This window comes from Streptomyces sp. NPDC033270 (genome assembly GCF_055576575.1).
Map to the genome: position 1 here is coordinate 1 of NZ_JBVIRA010000008.1, position 16191 is coordinate 16191.

The window sequence follows — 16191 nt, forward strand, 5'->3', positions numbered from 1 at the left end:
TCCTCCCCCCCCCCCCCCCCCCCCCCCCCCCCCCCCCCCCCCCCCCCCCCCCCCCCCCCCCAGCCCGGTGCGATGTCAGGTGTCAAACGTGTTGTGGCACGTGTCGCACGTGGCGGACTTGCCGTCGTGGACCAGCCTGCCTCCACAACCTTCAAAGGGGCACATGGACGTTCCCCTCCTCTCATCACGTTGTTAAGGACCATGGCAGCCCCGCCTGACCTACGTCGCGGGAGGTGCGCCGTCTGCCGCCGCGTTGGTCATGTAGGCGGTGAAGAGCTGGAATCCCTTCATCTCAAAGCGCCTGTCCCCGGTGAGCCCGGCGTGCTGGAGGCACCACCCCTGCGCATCATCGGCGGACTCGGTATCGACGCAGCGTTCCCCGCAGTCCAGGCACTCACCGACGAACCGCACTTCCGAATGGGCCGCCAGCGTCCACTCGGCGAACCGGTAACGCGCCCTCATACCAGCCACTCCGGACGCTCCGGGGCATCTCCGCCTGCCGACTCCATGGCGTCGATGCACTCGGCGAGACCGCGCAGCATCGCCGCCGTCTCCTCCTCGGTCAGCTCATCCATCCACGCGGTACGGGCCTTGAGGTCCGCCCGCATCTGATCGAGCTGCCGGTACAGCTTCCGGTATCTGATGTGCCGGTTCCACGCTTCCTCGACCCACCAGCACAGCCGGGACCAGGTACCCGCGTTCATCACCGTGCCCCCCGCTTCGGGTGCGGGTGGTTGCGCATCTCGATGTCGGCGTCGATCACCTTCGTCAGGTCCCCGATGGCCCGCGCTCCCTCGCGCTGTCCTGCCAAGGCCGTGCACACATCGCACCCGGCAACCGGTTCAGGCTCCGCCAACGGAAACGGGTCCCCCAGGTGCACGGGGCGGCAGTTGCGGGGCATCAGGTCGTCACCTCTACACCGCGAATCCAGCGAGGTCCGGTGTCGATGCCGTGCGCGGCCAGCCACAGAACCTGGCTCCGCTGAGGCTGCGCCCGCCGCTCCCGCCGTTCATCGGGTGTCAGGACGTATGGGCGGATCAGGTGCACGTCCTCACCACGCAGCAGCCCATGCTGCCGGCCGGAGATGCGGGGAAGTGCGAGCGTCGGCGCGTCCGCGCACCGCGCGGCGGCCGGTGCGCTGACCGACCGGTGACAGCCTCGCGCAGGCAGTAACAGCTGCAATAGCGGCTCGAAGATGCGGGCGATACAGTGCGGCATGTCGGCCTGCTTTCTCAGGTTGGCCACGCCCCCGGACCGTCGCCACGGTCGCGGGGGTCTTTGGTAGTCACGTGATGACTGACTGACCGTAGGACCCCTGAGAAGGGAGTAGGGGCACAGTTTGTGCCCCTACCTTCATGCCGCCAATACGCCGATTTTGACGGCGAGTTCACTCGCCCGGCGCCGCTGTGCCGGGCTCTTCGAGTCTGTCTCCTCCAAGACGATGCGTCGGGCGTAGCCGTTGTAGCGGATGGTTTCCGGCGCAGCCTCATACGCCTTGTCGAGTGCGGCTAGCGCTGCCTCTGTCTGACCATCGAGCTGATATCCGCGTGCTTCCTCGATGCGGTGTCGAGCGCGCCGGGGCCGAGATGGAATCGTTGAAGTGTCCGCCGCTGCCGCCTGCCGAACGCTTTCCGCACCTGCGTGCAACTCAACCGCGATAGTGACAGCATGCGCACCCATCACGGCACGAGAGAAGGAAGTCACGGGGTGGTAATAGTCGGCGGGTAGCCGTTCGGCCATGGCTCGCGCCGTGTCCCAGTAACGCCACGCCGTTCCCGTATCGCCCCGTCGTGCTGCGGTGTATCCGGCCTCGAATTGCAGTGCACCCGCGATAGCTAGAACGTCGTTGCTCCCGTCCGGCAAGAACGATTCGAGATAGCGGATGGTCTCCAGATTCACCGCGTCGGCAGCGTCGAAATGCGCGTGACCGCTATCGCGATGAGCTTGAGTGGCCAACCATGCCGATACGCCAATGGCGTGCGGGTCTTCTGACTCCTGCGCGGAGACCATGCCCCGCTCGACCACGCGCCAGAGCAGCGACGAATCCGGCTGGTAGGCAATGAAGAACTGACTCAGGCTGTACACCTCGGCCAAGGTCCCCTGCGCTACACGCCGCTCGCTCGCCGAATTGGCCTGCAGCACGGCAATCTGTGCATCGCGGATGAGGTCCGGGAGGAGAGCCCCGATGACGTCCCGATGATTAGGGGCCGAGTGCCTAGCACTCCACGCGCGGATAAGCCGTTCCCGGAGGTGCACTGGTGACGGAGCCTCCCGCCGAGTGGTCAACGGAAACGCGTTGATGGCATTCTGAACATGGGGAAGTCGCGCATGTCCGGGACCCGTGAACATGTGGATTGCCATTGACTGATCCCCGGTGAGGTCCGAAAGGTCTCGGACCCTGAGAGCTTCCGCAATACGCAACACCATGGGCAGCTTGGGCATTTGGAGGCGCCCGCCCTCGACTTGCTTGACCCAGCTTGGCGACTTCCCCAGCAGGCCGGCCAGCACACCACGGCTCAGGCCGCGACGGGTACGCAGAATCTGCATTCGCTGGCCGAAGGCAACCGGCTCGGCAAACGGGTCCGGGGTAGCATCTGAAGACACGGCCTTGCCCCTCTCTGTACAGCTCGTCACTGTCAGAGTACGGGGTAGGGCCGTACTTGTTGATCCCTTGAGGAGCCTTGCCGCCATGCCTCAGCGCCCATGCTGTAGGGCGCTCTCGGGGGGTTCGGAGCACACCGCACCGACCTGCGCAGATGCTCGCTGTTGCCACACTCGTGATCCGGTGTCTTACGCAACTTGACAGAGGCCTGTGACGTCGAAATCGACATCTGCCCTTACCGAGGTCGACGACACTATGCAACCAGACTGGGCATGCCCGCACATGACGCCTACTCGTCGGAGACCGGCCCGGCGGTAGTGGCGATCCAGCGGAGGTAGGCATCCGACCCGGTCACGAGGGGAACGGCCGAGACTTCGGGGTTCTTCCACGGGTGATGTTTCAGGAGGTGCGCCTCCAGCGCGGCGTATCCGTCGGCCCGGCTTTTGAACAGGAGTTGCCACTCCTCGCCCGTCCCGAACTCGCCCTCGTGCCAGAAGGCGGAGACCACGGGGCCAACGATCTGGGCGCCGGCTGCGAGACGACCTGTCACTGCGGAACGGGCCAGCTCTACTGCTTGCTCGCGTGTCTCCGTTGCTGTGGAGACCTGCAGGAAGTCAGCCATGCGGCGAGCATAGCCGTCGGTCGTTGGCGTTCGCTGCAGCTACCGATACCGGCCACCGGAGCCGCAACATGGCAACCTACGCCAAGTAGCGACGCACCGCCTCGACCACCAGCGCGTGATCCTCCGCCTGCGGAAGCCCCGACACCGCGACCACACCCACCACCCCCGTGCCGCGCACACGGACCGGGAACGCCCCGCCGTGTGCGGCGAAGCGGTCCGGGTCCAGCCGGGAGGAGTCCTCGAACGTGCGGCCCTTGGCGCGGAAGCGGGCGCCGACCAGGAACGAGGACTCGCCGTAGCGCTCGACGACGGCGGACTTGCGGGCGATCCAGGCGTCGTTGTCGGCGGAGGTGCCCGGCAGGGCGCAGTGGAACAGCCGCTGGGCGCCGCGCCGGATGCCGATCGTCACCGCGGCGCCGCGCTCCCGCGCCAGCGCCACCAGCTGCGCGCCCAGGTCCCAGGCGTCGTCGTTGCCGAACCTGTCGAAGACCAGGCGCCGTTCGTGCTCTTCGAGGGCGCGGACGTCGTCCGTCTTCGGCGCCTTGGTCACACGCCCACCTCGATCGGGACCGTACGGCCCTCGGCCGCGGAGAGCTTCGCGGCCTCCAGGACGCGCAGCGCGGCGGCGGCCTCGGCGGCGCTCACCGGCGGCGCGCCGCCCTCGCGCAGGGCCCGGGCGATCGCGGTGTAGTACGCGGGGTAGTCGCCGGGCAGCGTCGGTACGGGCTCGCCGCCGCCGGACCGCGGGGAGGCCCCGGCGCCGAGCCGGCCCCAGCCGGACTTCGGCTCCACGCCCCACTCCACGCCCTCGTCGCCGGGCCGCAGGCCCTCGCGCAGCGCGGCCTCCTGGGGGTCCAGACCGTGCTTGGTGTAGCCGGCCTTGCTGCCGAGCACCCGGAAGCGGGGGCCCAGCAGCGGGGTGGTGGCGCTCATCCACAGATGGGAGCGGACGCCGTTTGCGTGGGTGAGGGCGATGAAGGTGTCGTCGTCGGCCTCCGCGCCCGGGCGGCGGATGTCGGACTCGGCGTAGACGGAGACGACCGGGCCGAAGAGGGTCAGCGCCTGGTCGGCGAGGTGGCTGCCGAGGTCGTAGAGCAGCCCGCCGATCTCCGCCGGGTCGCCGGACTCGCGCCAGCCGCCCTTGGGCTGCGGCCGCCAGCGCTCGAAGCGGGACTCGAAGCGCGTGATGTCGCCGAGCGCGCCGTCCTCGATCAGCTTGCGGACGGTGCGGAAGTCGTTGTCCCAGCGGCGGTTGTGGAAGACCGACAGCAGCAGCCCGCGCTCCTCGGCGAGCGCGGCGAGCTTCTCGGCCTCGGCGGCGGTCGCGGCCAGCGGCTTGTCGACGACCACCGGCACACCGGCCTCCAGCGCGGCGGTGGCGAGCGGCACATGGGTCTTGTTCGGCGTCGCGAGCACGATCAGATCCAGGTCCGCGGCACGGTCGAGCACCGCCTCGGGGGTGCTGACCGTACGCACCTGCGGATGCTCGGCGCGGGCCTGCGCCTGCCGCTGGGGATCGGAGGTGGAGACGGTGTCGAGCAGCAGGTCGTCGGTGGCGGCGATCAGCGGGGCGTGGAAGACCGAGCCCGCCAGGCCGTAGCCGAGGAGGCCGACGCGCAGCGGGTCGCCGGGGGCGGGGGTACCGGTGGGGCGGCTCATCGCACTCTCCTCGCTCGTCTCACTCATACCCCTACTTAAGCAACGCTGTTGCCAAAGTGCAAGCCACTGCCGACAATGGGCGAGTGAGCAGCGATGACATCCCCTCCCGCGCCTCCCGTCAGGGCGGCTTCGCCGGCAGTCCGGGCGCCAACCTCCCCGCGCTGCGCGGTCACAACACCGCGCTGGTGCTGGGGCTGCTGCGCGCGGCCGGCGAGGAGGGCGTCAGCCGGCTGGAGCTCGCCGCGCAGACGGGGCTCACCCCGCAGGCCGTCAGCAAGATCACCGCGCGGCTGCGGGCCGAGGGCCTGGCCGCCGAGGCGGGCCGCCGCGCCTCCACGGGCGGCAAGCCCGCCACGGTCCTGCGCCTGGTCCCCGGCGCCCGGCACGCGATAGGCCTGCACCTGGACCGCGACGAGCTCACCGCCGTGCTCGCCGACCTCGCCGGCCGCGCGGTCGCGGTGCGCCGGGCCCCGCTGGCGTTCGAAGCGGGCGCGGAGCAGGTGCTCACCACGGCCGAACGCGAGGTCGCGGAGCTGCTCTCGCAGGCCGGCGGGCCGCTGGTGCTGGGGGCGGGGGTGGCCTGCCCCGGGCCGCTGGACCACGCCACCGGAGTGCTGCACCGCGTCACCGGCGCCCCCCAGTGGGACGGCTTCCCCCTGCGGGACGCCTTCGCCGCCCGGCTCGGCCTGCCCGTCGCGCTCGACAAGGACACCAACGCCGCGGCGCTCGGCCTGGCCCGGGCCCTGCCCGCCGGCGCCGGCTCCTTCGGCTATCTGCACCTGGGCACCGGCCTCGGCGCCGGGCTCGTGCTGGACGGCGGCCTCTACCGCGGCCCGCGCACCGGCGCCGGTGAATTCGGCCACCAGATCGTCCAGTTGGACGGTCCGCGCTGCGGCTGCGGCCGGCGCGGCTGCATCGAGGCGCTGTGCCTGGCGGCGGTGGCCGGCGGCGATCTGCCGGCCGCGGCCGAGGCGTTGGGCGTCGGCGCCGCCAACCTCGTCGAGCTGCTGGACATCGACCGGGTGCTGCTCGGCGGACGCACGGTACTGGGCGCCCCCGAGCCGTTCCTGAGCGGAGTGTCCCGGGCGCTGGCCGCACAGGCTCGCACCCGCGGCAGCGCCGGGGCCGGGGCCGCGGTGTCGGTCGCGCTCGCCCCCGGACGGGCGGTCGCCGACGGGGCGGCCGAGCTGGTGCTCGCCCCCCTCTTCGGGTGACGCCGCCCCGCCCCGGGTGAGCCGGTGCTGCCCGCCCCGATATCCGGACGCCCCCCGATCCCCGGCCGCCGCGCCCACGGGTGCGAGGATCGCGCCGTGGAGTTCCCCTACGGCCAGGATCCTGGCGCACCCGTCCGGTCCGGCGTCCCCGAGCACGGGCGCATCCCCAAGTACTACGCGGCCAAGGTCGAAATCGCCGCGCTGCTGGAGGAGTTGGGCGAGGGGGAGGTGCTGCCCACCGAGCGCGAGCTGGCAACGCGCCTGGAGGTCTCCCGCGAGACGCTGCGCCAGGCCCTGCGCGAGCTGGTCCTGGAGGGGCGGCTGCGGCGGCTGGGGCGCGGCACGGTCGTCGCCGGGCCCAAGCTTGCGCAGCCGCTCTCGCTCGCCAGCTACACCGAAGGCGTACGCGGCCAGGGCCGCAGGCCCGGCCGGCACCTCGTCGGCCTGGACCGCTTCGGCTGCCCGCCCGCGCTCGCCGCCGATCTGGGCCTGACGGCCGGGGACGCCGTATGGCACATGGAGCGGGTGCTGCTCGCCGACGACGAGCGGGTCGGGCTGGAGAGCACCTACGTCGCGGTCGAGCGGGTCCCGGACCTGGCCACCGACTTCGCGCCGGACTCGTCCTTCTACGCCTACCTCCACCAGCGGTTGGGCATCGGCTTCGGCGACGCGGACGAGCGGCTGGAGACCGTACTCGCCACCCCGCGCGAGGCGCTGCTGATCGGCACACCGGGCGCGCTGCCCATGCTGCTGATCCACCGGCTGTCCCGGGACACCCGAGGCCGCCCGCTGGAGCGGGTGCGCTCCCTCTACCGGGGCGACCGGTTCTCCTTCACCACCCACCTGGGCACACCGGCGCAGGGCTGAGGCGAGGGGCCACTGTGCAGGCACACCGCACCCCTGAATATCACGAACAGATAACGGGTCTAGGCCAACTTTGGGGCCCCGTTCACCCCCGCGTCGCCGAACCACCCCTGACGGGCCACCCGCCGCCACGACCGTCTGGGGCATGCGAGTCATAGTTGTCGGCGCCGGCGTGCTGGGCACCCTGCACGCCTGGCATGCCATCGAGCGGGGCCACGAGGTCCTGCACCTCGAACGGGAGGCCGAGGCCCGCGGCGCCTCGGTCCGTAACTTCGGACAGATCTGGGTCAGCGGCCGGGCCGGCGGCGCGGAGCTGGAGTGCGCCCTGCGCGCCCGCGAACTGTGGGAGGGCATCGGCGCCCGCGTCCCCGCACTCGGCTTCCGCGCCATCGGCTCGCTGACCGTGGTCAGGAACGACGCCGAGCGGGCGGTCGCCGAGGCCGCCGCCCGCCGCCCCGACGCCGCCGACCGCGGCTACCGGCTGCTCGACGCCGACCAGGCCCGCGCCCTCAACCCCGCCCTGCGCGGCGACTTCACCGGCGCCCTGTGGTGCGAGCGGGACGCCGCCGTGGAGCCACGGGTCGCCCCACGCGCCCTGAAGGACGAGCTGCTGCGGTCCGGGCGGTACACCTACCTCGGCGGCCGGGAGGTCCGGGCGGTGGTCGGCGAGCGCGCCGTACGCGACGACCACGGCGAGACCCACCACGGCGACGCGGTCGTCCTGTGCACCGGCGCCTGGCTCGGCGGACTGGTCCGCGAGCTGGCCCCCGACCTGCCGGTGCGCCGGGTGCGGCTGCAGATGATGCAGACCGACCCGCTCGGCGAGGCGCTGACCACCTCCGTCGCCGACGCCGACAGCTTCCGCTACTACCCGGCGTACAAGAGCGAGGCCCTGGACGCGCTCAACGCCGGCCAGGCCCAGGAGCCGACCGCCGCCGAGCACAGGATGCAACTGCTGATGGTGCAGCGCGCCGACGGCGGCCTGACCATCGGCGACACCCACGAGTACCGGACGCCGTTCGCCTTCGACACCGTCGAGGAGCCCTACGAGCATCTGACCGGTGTCGTCGAAGCGCTGCTGGGCCGCCCGCTGCCCCGGATCCGCCGCCGCTGGGCCGGGGTCTACGCCCAGTGCACCGACACCACCCGGGTCGTCCACCGCCAGCAGGCCCGCGACGGCGTCTGGCTGGTCACCGGGCCGGGCGGGCGCGGGATGACCTGCTCCCCGGCCATCGCCGAGACCACCGCGAACGAACTGGGATGGTGAGCGAGTTGCCGCAACACACCCCCGACCACGGCATCGAGCTGGTCGTCCTCGACATGGCCGGCACCACCGTCGCCGACGGCGGACTGGTCGAGCAGGCCTTCGACGCCGCCGCCCGGCACCTGGGCGTCGAACCCGGCAGCCCCGACCACGCCGAGAAGCTCGCCTACGTACGCGCCACCATGGGCGAGTCCAAGATCTCCGTCTTCCGCCACCTCTTCGGCGACGAGGCCGCCGCCCGGCGCGCCAACGCCGCCTTCGAGACGGCCTACGGCGAGCTGGTCGACGGCGGACGGATCGCTCCCGTCCCCGGCGCCCGCGAGGCGATCGAGGCGCTGCAGACGGCCGGGCGCACCGTCGTGCTCTCCACCGGCTTCGCCCGCGTCACCCAGGACGCCATACTCGGCGCGCTCGGCTGGCAGGACCTGGTCCCGCTCACCCTCTGCCCGGCCGACGCCGGCGGCCGCGGCCGCCCCTACCCCGACCTGGTCCTCACCGCGCTGCTGCGCACCCACGCCACCGACTCCGTCCAGCGGGTCGCGGTGGCCGGCGACACGTCGTACGACATGCTCTCCGGCCGCCGGGCGGGCGCGTCGGTCGTCGCCGGCGTGCTCACCGGCGCCCACGACGCGGCGCAGCTGGCGTCCGCCGGCGCCACCCACGTCCTGGGATCGGTCGCCGAACTGCCCGCGCTGCTGGGGGTGGTGTGAGATGACCGCCCCAGCCGCCGCGTCCGCCAGGGCCACCGCGACCGCCGGCGCGCCCCCGGCCCGGCCCGCGTCGGGCATCCGCTTCGACCAGGTCACCGTCGCCTACGGCAGGCGCGGCGAGCACCCCGTCCTGGACTCCTTCGACCTGACCGTCGAACCGGGTGAGGTGATGGCGCTGCTCGGCCCGTCCGGCTCCGGCAAGACCACCGCACTGCGGGCGGTCGCCGGATTCGTCCAGCCGGCCTCCGGGCGGGTGCTGATCGGCGGCCGGGACGTGACCGGGCTGCCGCCGCACCGGCGCGGCATCGGCATGGTCGTCCAGCAGTACGCGCTCTTCCCGCACATGAAGGTCGCCGAGAACGTCGCCTTCGGCCTGCGGGCGCACAGGACCCCGCGCGCCGAGATCCCCGGCCGGGTCGCCGAGGCGCTGGAGACGACCGGCATGGCCGGCTACGCCGGCCGCCACCCCCGCGAGCTCTCCGGCGGCCAGCAGCAGCGGGTCGCCCTCGCCCGGGCCCTGGCCATCCGCCCCAGCGTACTGCTGCTGGACGAGCCGCTCTCCGCCCTCGACGCCCAGCTGCGCTCCGGCATGCTCGCCGAACTCGCCCGGCTGCACCGGGAGTTGCCGGACGTCTCGATCCTCTACGTCACCCACGACCAGGTCGAGGCGCTGACCCTGGCCGACCGGATCGCGGTGCTGGAGGCGGGCCGGCTGCGCGAGTGCGGCACCCCGCAGGAGCTCTACCGGCGCCCGCGCAGCGAGTTCACCGCCTCCTTCGTCGGCACCGCGAACCTGCTGCCGGTCACCGTGCGCGGCGACGGCGTCGACTTCGGCGGACACAGGCTGGCCGTGCCCGTGGGGGAGGGGCTGGGCACGGGCGCCGCCGCGACCCTGTGCGTACGGCCGCATCTGGTCGGCCTGGGGGACGGCGACGGCACCGGCAACACGCTGCGCGGGGCGATCACCGACGTGCAGTGGCGCGGCGCCACCCACCGGCTGCAGGTGTCCGTCGACGGACACCGTCTGATGGCCGACGTGCGCGAACTGCGCGAGACCCCGGCGCTGGGCGACGAGGTCACGCTGCACTTCGCGCCGCAGGACGCGGTGCTGATACCGGCCGGGCTCACCGATGCCGCCGCGCGGCGCGAGGACGGTGCGTGACATGGCCGTTGACGGGACAGCGGCGGCGGCGCGCACTCCGGTGGCGCCGGAGCGGCGCACCCGCCCGGCGAAGGCCGGGGCCGCCCTGTGGGCCCTGCCGCCCGTCGCCGCCCTCGGCGTGGTCTTCCTCTACCCCCTGGCCCTGGTGGTGTGGCAGTCCCTCACCCCCGACGGCGCCGGCCCCTCCACCGCCCCGTACGCGGAGGTCTTCGCCGAGGCGTCCTTCCGCGACGCCCTGACCACCACCGTGCTGATCGCCGCCGGCGCCACCGCCGGCGCGCTCCTGCTGGGCCTGGCGCTCTCCCTCGTGATCGCCTTCGTCCCGCTCCCCGGCGGCCGGGCGCTGGGCCGCTTCATCGACGTCTTCCTGGCCTTCCCCTCCTTCCTGATCACCCTCGCCCTGCTGTTCCTCTACGGCAGCGTCGGTGTGGCCAACGGCCTGTGGACGGACGTGACCGGTGCCGCCCACGGGCCGCTTGCGTTCCTCCACACCCCCTGGGGCGTCCTGCTGGCCGAGGTCACCTACTTCACCCCGTTCGTGATGCGCCCGCTGCTCGCCGCCTTCGCGCAGATGGAGACCGGTCAGCTGGAGGCCGCCGCGTCGCTGGGCGCCCGGCCGTGGCGGATCGTGCGGACGGTGATCCTGCCCGAGGCGCTGCCGTCACTGGCGGCGGGCGGCGCGCTGGTGCTCGTCCTGTGCCTCAACGAGTTCGGCATCGTGCTCTTCACCGGCGCCAAGGACGTCGTCACCCTCTCGATGCTCGTGTACACCAAGGCGATCCTCGACGGCGACTACACCGGGGCCTGCGTCGTCGCCGTCGTCAACATCGCCCTGTCCGTCGCGCTCTACGCCCTCTACCGGACCGTGATGTCCCGTACGGGCGGTCGAGCCGGCCCGCACACCGGAGGTGCCCCCCACCGTGCTGGTGCATAGCCGGACCGCCCGCCGGGCCGTCCACATCCTCTTCCTCGCCCTCTTCGTCCCCGTCTTCGCCCTGCCCCTCCTGGTGATCGTCGGCGCGTCCCTCGCGACCAACTGGAGCGGCGCCCTGCCCTCCGGCGCGACCCTGACCCACTATCAGGACATCGCCCGGGGCGACGCGCCCGACGCCCTGCTCACCAGCGTCCTGACGGCCCTGGCGGCGAGCGCCGCCGCACTCACCGCCGGCACCTGGGCCGCCCTGGCCGCCGAGAAGGTGGGCCGCCGCGCCCGCCGCCTCCTCGACGGCCTCTTCCTCCTCCCCGTCGCCGTGCCCTCCGTGGTGGTGGGCCTCTCCCTCCTCGTCGCCTTCTCCCGGCCCCCGTTCCTGCTCAACGGCACGCCCCAGATCGTGGTCGTCGCCCACTGCGTGCTGGTCACCGCCTTCGCCTACCAGTCCGTGACGGCCGCGCTGACCCGCCTGGACCCGGCGTACGAGCAGAGCGCCGCCGGCCTCGGCGCCCGCCCCGCCGTCGTCCTGTGGCGCATCAGGCTCCCCCTGCTGCTGCCGTCCCTCACCGCGGCCGCCGGCCTGTGCTTCGCCCTGTCCATGGGCGAGGTGAGCGCCACGATGATGCTCTATCCCCCCGACTGGACGCCCCTGCCCGTCCAAATCTTCGCCGCCACCGACCGCGGCTCCCTCTTCGCGGGCGCCGCACTCGCGGTGACCTTGATGGCCACCACCCTGCTCGCCCTCCTCGGCGTCTCCCGTATCCGCACCCGAGCCACCTACCGCTGAGCCCGACACCCGTGCACTTACCAGGAGTTGCTACGCCATGCCCGCTGCCCCCGCCCTCCGCAAGCCGCTCGCCGCCTGCTGCGGCGTCCTCGCCCTCGCCGCCGCGCTCACCGCCTGCGGCGGCACCTCCGGAGCCGACCCGAACGCCAAGGAGATCACCGTCTACAGCGCCGACGGCCTCAAGGGCGAGAAGGGCGACGGCTTCTACGACCGGGTCTTCGAGGACTTCGAGAAGAAGACCGGCATCAAGGTCAACTACGTCGAGTCCGGCTCCGGCCCGGCCGTCCAGCGCCTGGCCCGCGAACGCGCCAACACCAAGGCGGACGTCGTCGTCACCCTCCCGCCCTTCATCCAGCAGGCCGACGGCAAGGGCCTGCTCCAGGTCTACCGCCCCAAGGGCGCGGAACAGGTGGCCGCCGGCGACAAGAGCCCGACCGGCAAGTGGACCTCGATCGTCAACAACTACTTCTGCTTCATCTACAACAAGAAGGAACTGGCGAAGGCCCCCGCCACCTGGCACGACCTGCTGGACGGCAGGTTCGAGCACAAGCTGCAGTACTCCACGCCCGGAGTCGCCGGCGACGGCACCGCCGTCCTCGTCAAGGCCCTGCACGACTTCGGCGGCCAGGGCCCGGCCATGAAGTTCCTCGGCAGACTCCAGGCCAACAACGTCGGCCCGTCCTCCTCCACCGGCCAGCTCGCCCCCAAGACGGACAAGGGTGAACTCCTGGTCGCCAACGGCGACGTCCAGATGAACTTCGCCAACCTGAAGTCGATGCCGAACCAGGGCATCTTCTTCCCCGCGGCCGAGCCCGGCGGCCGGCCCACCACCTTCGCGCTGCCCTACGCCGCGGGCCTGGTCAAGAACGCCCCGCACCGCGCCAACGCCGAGAAGTTCCTGGACTACCTGCTCTCCGAGCCCGTCCAGCGCCAGGTCTCCGCCATCGGCGGCGGCTTCGCCGCCCGCAAGGACACAAGGCCCACCGACCCCCATGCCAAGGCTCTGGCCGCGCTCATGGACGGCGTGGAGGTCTTCCAGCCCGACTGGAACGACATCGACAAGAACCTGGACGCGTATGTGGACGCCTGGAAGGAGGCCACGAACAGCTGAGACCCGGCCCGGGCTCGTGCTCTCCCCTCGCGGGCGGGGGCTCGTGCCCTCGGGACGGCGATCGCCGGGGTCGGGAGAACGGCTGCTGACTTAGGGTGGGGGCGTCGGCCGTACGTACGACACGTGGGACAGGTATGTGGCCCGCCACGCGTGCGGGAGGCGGCCGGCGCACCTGGTCATCACGCACGGCAGGAGTCCGGCAGTGGCAGAGCGCAAGCCGATCGAGTCATGGCTCACCGACATGGACGGCGTCCTGATGCACGAGGGCGTCCCGGTCCCCGGGGCGGACGCCTTCATCAAGCGGCTGCGCGAATCGGGCAAGCCCTTTCTCGTGCTGACCAACAACTCCATCTACACCCCGCGTGACCTGCACGCCCGGCTGAGCCGGATCGGGCTGGACGTGCCCTGGGAGTCGATCTGGACGTCCGCGCTGGCCACCGCGCAGTTCCTGGACGAGCAGCGGCCCGGCGGCACCGCCCACGTCATCGGGGAGGCCGGCCTGACCACCGCCCTGCACGACATCGGCTACGTCCTGACCGACCACGCCCCCGACTACGTCGTCCTCGGCGAGACCCGGACCTACTCCTTCGAGGCGCTGACGAAGGCGATCCGGCTGATCAACGACGGGGCCCGGTTCATCGCGACGAACCCCGACGAGACCGGCCCCTCGCCCCAGGGGCCGCTGCCCGCGACCGGGTCGGTGGCCGCGCTGATCACCAAGGCGACGGGCGTCGAGCCGTACTTCGTCGGCAAGCCCAACCCGCTGATGATGCGGCACGGGCTCAACGTCATCGGCGCCCACTCCGAGACCTCCGCGATGATCGGCGACCGGATGGACACCGATGTGCTGGCCGGCCTGGAGGCGGGGATGGAGACCTTCCTCGTGCTGACGGGGCTGACCCGCCCCGAGGAGATCGACCGGCACCCGTTCCGGCCGTCCCGAGTCGTGGACTCGATCGCGGACCTGGTCGACCTGGTCTGACGCGGCCTGGCGGGGCCCGGCGTGCGGCGCGCGGCGGCGGGCGCCACCCGAACGGCGCAGCCCCGAGCCGCACCGGGATGCGGCCGGGCTCGCGCGGGCGGACCTTCGGAGTTATCGGAGGTTCACCATGCGCGCACCGCAATTCGCTCTCTGTGCCGCGGTCGTGGCTTGCGCGGTGACGACGGCGCCCGCGTACGGCGGGGACGCACGCGGCGCCGGCGCCGAAGCGGTCCACGTCGCCCCGGCCGCCCCCGCCCCGGGGCGCGAGGTCACACCGCCCGCCGGGGACGGCTCCGCGGGGCCGGCCGCCGGCGACCGGACGCCTGCCGGCCCGGCCGGCAAGGTCACCCAGCGCGGCGAACTGAGCAGCACCTCGGCCGTCGGCCTGGTGCTGGCCGGCGGCGCCGTCCTCGTCGTCGCGGGGCAGCTGCTGCGGCTGCGGCTGCGACTGCGTCGTGAGCGGCAGGGCGGCGAGGCCGATGAGAGCTGACAAGGACAGGCGGCGCGGCACCGGGCGGCTGCTGGCCGGTGCGGCCTGGGCGGTGCTGCTGCTGGCAGGGTGGCTGTGGGGGCGCGGCGTGCCGGACGGGGCGGCCGCGCGGCACGCCACGACCGGCGATGTCGCCGCGGTGGGGCGCCCCTCGCCCCACCGGAGCGCCCTGCGCCGTTTCGACCCCCACAAGGCCTGTGCGGGCCACCGGCGCGGCCGCCCCGCACTCCGGTTGTTCAGCGTCGGCGGCGGTGGCGGCATCGGCGGCGGTGGTGGCGGCGGCGTCCGCGCCGAGCGGGCGGATGACGCGGACCTGGTCCTGCTGTCCGCCTGCCTGACGGGGCGTCAGTAAGCCTCTCGCGCGCCGGAGGCGACCCGCGGCTGAGCCGTGACGGCGCCCCGCGACCGGCAGCCGTGAGGTCCTACGACCGGCATTCGTCAAGCGCGGTAGCCACCTGTGGACGGACTGTCCACAGCCCGGCTCCGGCGGGCGGCCGTGTGCCACGATGGATCCGGCCGGTGGTCTCGCGCCGGCCGGATCAGTGCTCCGAGGGGGAGTGGATGTACGGCGATCTTCGATGGGCTGCCGGGAGCGGGCCGCCGGTCCCGGGCCGCGACCGGTGGCGTACGGCGCGCGGCGGCGCGGTGCCGCGCACGGCGATGGTGGGGGCGCTGGCCGCGCTGCTGCTCGCCGGCTGCTCCTCGTCGGACGGTGACGGCGACGACCGGGCCCCCGGCAGACCGGGGCAGCGCCCCAAGTCCGTCGCCCCGTACTGGGTCAACCCCGACAGCAAGGCGGCCCGCCAGGTCTCCGCGTACGGCAAGGACGGCAAGGCCGCCGACGCCCGGCTCGTCGACCGGATCGCCGCGCAGCCGGTCGCCGAGTGGATCGGCGTCGACGACCCGCAGGGCGAGGCCCGCGGCTTCACCCAGGCGGCCGCCAAGGCCGACCGCGAGGCGCTGCTCGTCCTCTACAACATCCCGCACCGCGACTGCGGCAGCTACTCCCAGGGCGGCGCCGCCGACGGCAACGCCTACCGCGCCTGGCTGGACGGCGTCCTCAAGGGCATCGGCGACCGCGCCACCACCGTCGTCCTGGAGCCCGACGCCCTGCCGCACATCGCGGACAAGTGCACCCCGCAGCAGTTCCACGAGGAGCGCTACGCCCTGCTGACCGAGGCCGTCGGCAAACTCAAGGCGCTAGCGCACACCAAGGTCTATCTGGACGCCGGAAACCCCCACTGGATCAAGGACCCGGGCGCGATGGTCGAACCGCTCAAGCGGGCCGGCATCGACCGTGCCGACGGCTTCGCACTGAACATCTCCAACTACCAGACCACGCGGGAGAACACGAAGTACGGCAAGCGGCTCTCCGCCCTCGTCGGCGGCAAGCCCTTCGTCATCGACACCAGCCGCAACGGCAACGGCCCGGCCCCCGGCGGCGACGACCGGGAGAACTGGTGCAACCCACCCGGTCGCGCCCTGGGCACCCCGCCCACCACCAGGACCGGCGACCCCCGGATAGCCGCCTACCTCTGGATCAAGCGCCCCGGAGAGTCCGACGGCACCTGCAAGGGCGGCCCGAAGGCGGGGGACTGGTGGCCGAAGTACGCCCTGGAGCTGGCCCGTGGTGCGAAGTAGCCGGCCCAGGGCCGGACGCCGGGCGCGGTAGCCGACCGCGGCCGGCCGCGACGGTGGGGGGGGGGGGCGGGGGGCGGCCCCCCCCCCCCCCCCCACCCCCCCCCCCCCCCCCGCCCCCCCCCTTCCCCCCCCCGGAACCCGGAGCCCCCCCA

The 16191-nt window shown here is 72.9% G+C and carries 18 protein-coding genes and 1 pseudogene; 12 read left to right on the plus strand and 7 right to left on the minus strand.

Annotated elements, in window-relative coordinates:
* Positions 1 to 219 precede the first annotated feature (219 nt).
* The 7 genes from ACZ5XZ_RS13935 to ACZ5XZ_RS13965 form a co-directional block, all read right to left on the minus strand.
* Positions 220 to 462 (minus strand): DUF7848 domain-containing protein, encoded by a 243-nt coding sequence (locus tag ACZ5XZ_RS13935; protein WP_468977505.1) that lies wholly within the window; start codon positions 460 to 462, stop codon positions 220 to 222.
* Positions 459 to 704, minus strand: coding sequence for a hypothetical protein (locus tag ACZ5XZ_RS13940; protein ID WP_468977507.1), 246 nt, complete (start codon positions 702 to 704; stop codon positions 459 to 461). Before ACZ5XZ_RS13940 ends, ACZ5XZ_RS13935 begins: the two co-directional genes overlap by 4 nt.
* Positions 705 to 900: 196 nt before the next feature.
* On the minus strand, positions 901 to 1245 hold the full coding sequence (locus ACZ5XZ_RS13945) for a hypothetical protein (protein WP_468977508.1): 345 nt from the start codon (positions 1243 to 1245) through the stop codon (positions 901 to 903).
* A 108-nt stretch (positions 1246 to 1353) separates the two neighbouring features.
* Entirely contained in the window at positions 1354 to 2604 is a 1251-nt protein-coding gene (locus ACZ5XZ_RS13950; RefSeq protein WP_468977510.1) for a helix-turn-helix domain-containing protein, read from the minus strand.
* Positions 2605 to 2891: 287 nt separating this feature from the next.
* Positions 2892 to 3224, minus strand: a complete 333-nt coding sequence (gene cutA / locus ACZ5XZ_RS13955; RefSeq protein ID WP_468977511.1) for a divalent-cation tolerance protein CutA — start codon at positions 3222 to 3224, stop codon at positions 2892 to 2894.
* Positions 3225 to 3300: 76 nt separating this feature from the next.
* On the minus strand, positions 3301 to 3774 hold the full coding sequence (locus tag ACZ5XZ_RS13960) for a heme-degrading domain-containing protein (protein ID WP_468977513.1): 474 nt from the start codon (positions 3772 to 3774) through the stop codon (positions 3301 to 3303).
* Positions 3771 to 4910, minus strand: coding sequence for a Gfo/Idh/MocA family oxidoreductase (locus ACZ5XZ_RS13965; protein WP_468977514.1), 1140 nt, complete (start codon positions 4908 to 4910; stop codon positions 3771 to 3773). The genes ACZ5XZ_RS13960 and ACZ5XZ_RS13965 overlap by 4 nt, the downstream gene beginning before the upstream one ends.
* Positions 4911 to 4966: 56 nt before the next feature.
* On the opposite strand from ACZ5XZ_RS13965, the gene ACZ5XZ_RS13970 reads away from it, so the two are divergent.
* The 12 genes and pseudogenes from ACZ5XZ_RS13970 (at position 4967) to ACZ5XZ_RS14025 (ending at position 16039) form a co-directional block, all read left to right on the plus strand.
* On the plus strand, positions 4967 to 6097 hold the full coding sequence (locus ACZ5XZ_RS13970; protein ID WP_468977517.1) for an ROK family transcriptional regulator: 1131 nt from the start codon (positions 4967 to 4969) through the stop codon (positions 6095 to 6097).
* 96 nt (positions 6098 to 6193) lie between these two features.
* Complete coding sequence (locus ACZ5XZ_RS13975) at positions 6194 to 6964, plus strand: GntR family transcriptional regulator (protein WP_468977519.1); 771 nt, start codon at positions 6194 to 6196, stop codon at positions 6962 to 6964.
* Between the two features lie 142 nt (positions 6965 to 7106).
* Positions 7107 to 8228 carry a TIGR03364 family FAD-dependent oxidoreductase gene (locus tag ACZ5XZ_RS13980; RefSeq protein WP_468977522.1) on the plus strand — a complete coding sequence of 374 codons (1122 nt, stop codon included), beginning with the start codon at positions 7107 to 7109 and terminating at the stop codon, positions 8226 to 8228.
* 5 nt (positions 8229 to 8233) lie between these two features.
* On the plus strand, positions 8234 to 8935 hold the full coding sequence (locus tag ACZ5XZ_RS13985; protein ID WP_468977524.1) for a phosphonatase-like hydrolase: 702 nt from the start codon (positions 8234 to 8236) through the stop codon (positions 8933 to 8935).
* 1 nt (position 8936) lies between these two features.
* Positions 8937 to 10097 (plus strand): ABC transporter ATP-binding protein, encoded by a 1161-nt coding sequence (locus ACZ5XZ_RS13990; protein ID WP_468977526.1) that lies wholly within the window; start codon positions 8937 to 8939, stop codon positions 10095 to 10097.
* Between the two features lies 1 nt (position 10098).
* Positions 10099 to 11031 (plus strand): 2-aminoethylphosphonate ABC transporter permease subunit, encoded by a 933-nt coding sequence (locus ACZ5XZ_RS13995; RefSeq protein WP_468977527.1) that lies wholly within the window; start codon positions 10099 to 10101, stop codon positions 11029 to 11031.
* Positions 11018 to 11815 carry an ABC transporter permease gene (locus tag ACZ5XZ_RS14000; RefSeq protein WP_468977529.1) on the plus strand — a complete coding sequence of 266 codons (798 nt, stop codon included), beginning with the start codon at positions 11018 to 11020 and terminating at the stop codon, positions 11813 to 11815. Before ACZ5XZ_RS13995 ends, ACZ5XZ_RS14000 begins: the two co-directional genes overlap by 14 nt.
* Positions 11816 to 11852: 37 nt before the next feature.
* Positions 11853 to 12926 (plus strand): 2-aminoethylphosphonate ABC transporter substrate-binding protein, encoded by a 1074-nt coding sequence (locus ACZ5XZ_RS14005; RefSeq protein ID WP_468977531.1) that lies wholly within the window; start codon positions 11853 to 11855, stop codon positions 12924 to 12926.
* A gap of 202 nt (positions 12927 to 13128) precedes the next feature.
* Positions 13129 to 13908 (plus strand): HAD-IIA family hydrolase, encoded by a 780-nt coding sequence (locus ACZ5XZ_RS14010; RefSeq protein ID WP_384430840.1) that lies wholly within the window; start codon positions 13129 to 13131, stop codon positions 13906 to 13908.
* Positions 13909 to 14035: 127 nt separating this feature from the next.
* Positions 14036 to 14398 carry a hypothetical protein gene (locus ACZ5XZ_RS14015; protein ID WP_468977533.1) on the plus strand — a complete coding sequence of 121 codons (363 nt, stop codon included), beginning with the start codon at positions 14036 to 14038 and terminating at the stop codon, positions 14396 to 14398.
* Positions 14388 to 14549 (plus strand): annotated as a pseudogene (locus ACZ5XZ_RS14020) (class F sortase); the annotation flags it as partial. The gene ACZ5XZ_RS14015 and the pseudogene ACZ5XZ_RS14020, both read left to right, overlap by 11 nt.
* A 410-nt stretch (positions 14550 to 14959) precedes the next feature.
* The gene (locus ACZ5XZ_RS14025; protein ID WP_468977534.1) at positions 14960 to 16039 is read left to right on the plus strand and encodes a glycoside hydrolase family 6 protein; all 1080 of its coding nucleotides are present in this window, start codon (positions 14960 to 14962) and stop codon (positions 16037 to 16039) included.
* The last annotated feature ends 152 nt before the right edge of the window (positions 16040 to 16191 follow it).